Genomic DNA, 2,057 nt, shown 5'->3' with positions numbered 1-2,057 from the left:
CGGCCGGTATCGATCCACTGGAACCGTTTGATGTTTCGCCTTACGCACATGCTACTTTTGAGTATTTTTTGCGTAACCCGGTATGCCAGGAAATGGGCCGCAAGTTTAAGATCTCGTTTTCATCAAGCGATGCGGATACTGCTTTTTCTTATGTTCATGATATTGGCGCTATACCAAAGGTAAATGCCAGTGGCGAACGCGGTTTTAAAATCCTGTTAGGTGGCGGTTTAGGCGCACAGCCTATATTGGCCAGCATAGTTGAAGAGTTTTTACCAGAGGATCAGTTGATCCCATATATTGAGGCTATCATCCGGGTGTTTGACCGTTATGGCGAACGCAATAACCGCAACAAGGCCCGCATGAAATATCTTATCCAAAAAATAGGTTTAGATGAGGTTTTACGCCTTGCTAAAATTGAAAGGACTGCTATAAAGGTAAAAAGCTATCCTATCAACCGTGATACTATCGCTTTACCGAAGCTTCCGGCAGAAACAACTTATGCGGAAGTTAGCATCAGCAACCCTTTCCGCTATGAGCAATGGCTGGCTACAAACGTTTTTGAACAAAAGCAAAAAGGTTTTTACGGCGTATATATTAAAGTTCCGGTTGGTGATATCCCATCTGATACCGCCCGCCAACTGGTTAAAGTTTTAGAGCCGCTGGTAGCCAACGAGATCCGTATTACCCAAAACCAGGGCTTATTATTAAAATTTGTACGTAAAGAAGCCTTGCCTGCACTATATGAAGGCCTGGCTAAACTTGAACTTGCCGCACCTGGCTTTGATACCGTGGCCGATGTAACCACTTGCCCCGGTACCGATACCTGTAACCTGGGTATCAGCAACAGCATGACCATGGCACGCGTACTGGAAGACCTGATTTACAACGAATACGAAGACCTTATTTATAACCGCGAAATCAAAATAAAAATAAGCGGTTGTATGAACTCCTGCGGTCAGCATGGTTTGGCTCATATTGGTTTCCATGGCAGCTCGCTTAAGGCCGGTACAAAGGTATTACCTTCGGTACAGGTGATGTTGGGTGGTGGTACTGTTGGCGATGGCGTTGGCCGTGCAGCCGAAAGGGTGATCAAAGTACCATCAAAAAGAGCTACAGATGTTTTAAGAATGGTGTTGAATGATTATAAAGAGTTTTCGCCGGAAGGTGAAACTTTCCATGCCTATTACGACAGGCAGGGTAAAGATTATTTTTACCGGATGTTAAAGCCTCTTGCCGATTTAACCACCCTTACCGATGATGAATTTATTGATTGGGGCCACCAGGAAACTTATGTTTCGGCAATTGGCGTAGGCGAATGCGCCGGTGTGGTGATTGATCTTGTTGCTACCCTGCTGTTCGAATCGGAAGAAAAAATGGGTTGGGCTAATGGCTCATTTAAAGAAGGCGCCTGGTCTGATGCTATTTATCATTCTTACAATGTATTCATCAGTTCGGCCAAAGCGTTGTTGCTTGATAAAGCTATAAACGGCAGCACACAGGCTACCATTATTAAGGAATTTGATGCGCAATATGTTGCTACAGGCGAGTTTGACCTTCAAGGTTCGTTTAACGACCTTGTATTGCAGATTAACCAGAATGAACCCTCAGCCGAATTTGCCGCTGCATATTTAGCCCAGGCAACAGAATTTTTAGGGAAAAGTAAAGCTTTCAGAGAGGCATTGGTACAATAATGAGTGATAAAATAAAAGAACCGCAAATAACTTTAGTGGGTGCAGGTCCGGGTGATGCCGATCTGATCACTGTTAAAGCTATTAAAGCATTAAAAACAGCCGATGTTGTTTTGTACGATGCTTTGGTGAATGAAGAATTACTTAACTATGCCCCCGAAACTGCAACAAGAGTGTATGTTGGCAAACGCTCCGGCGACCATACCTACTCCCAGGAGGCTGTAAATAAACTGATGGTTGATTATGCTATCAATTACGGCCATGTGGTAAGGTTAAAAGGCGGCGATCCGTTTGTGTTCGGTCGCGGATTTGAGGAACTGGGCTTCGCGGCATCGTTTAATATTCCCGCATCGGTTATCCCTGGTATCT

General features: G+C 44.5%; 2 protein-coding genes. Both read left to right on the top strand.

Annotated features, from left to right (window positions below):
* Positions 1 to 1,691: nitrite reductase (locus tag AC1DPZ_RS26080; protein WP_477408993.1), on the top strand; the 1,691-nt coding region annotated here is incomplete at its 5' end.
* Positions 1,691 to 2,057: uroporphyrinogen-III C-methyltransferase (locus AC1DPZ_RS26075; protein ID WP_477408991.1), on the top strand; the 367-nt coding region annotated here is incomplete at its 3' end. The genes AC1DPZ_RS26080 and AC1DPZ_RS26075, both read left to right, overlap by 1 nt.

It is taken from the genome of Mucilaginibacter sp. P4_G9 (assembly GCF_056400985.1).
This window is presented reverse-complemented; position numbering and strand designations above follow the sequence as displayed.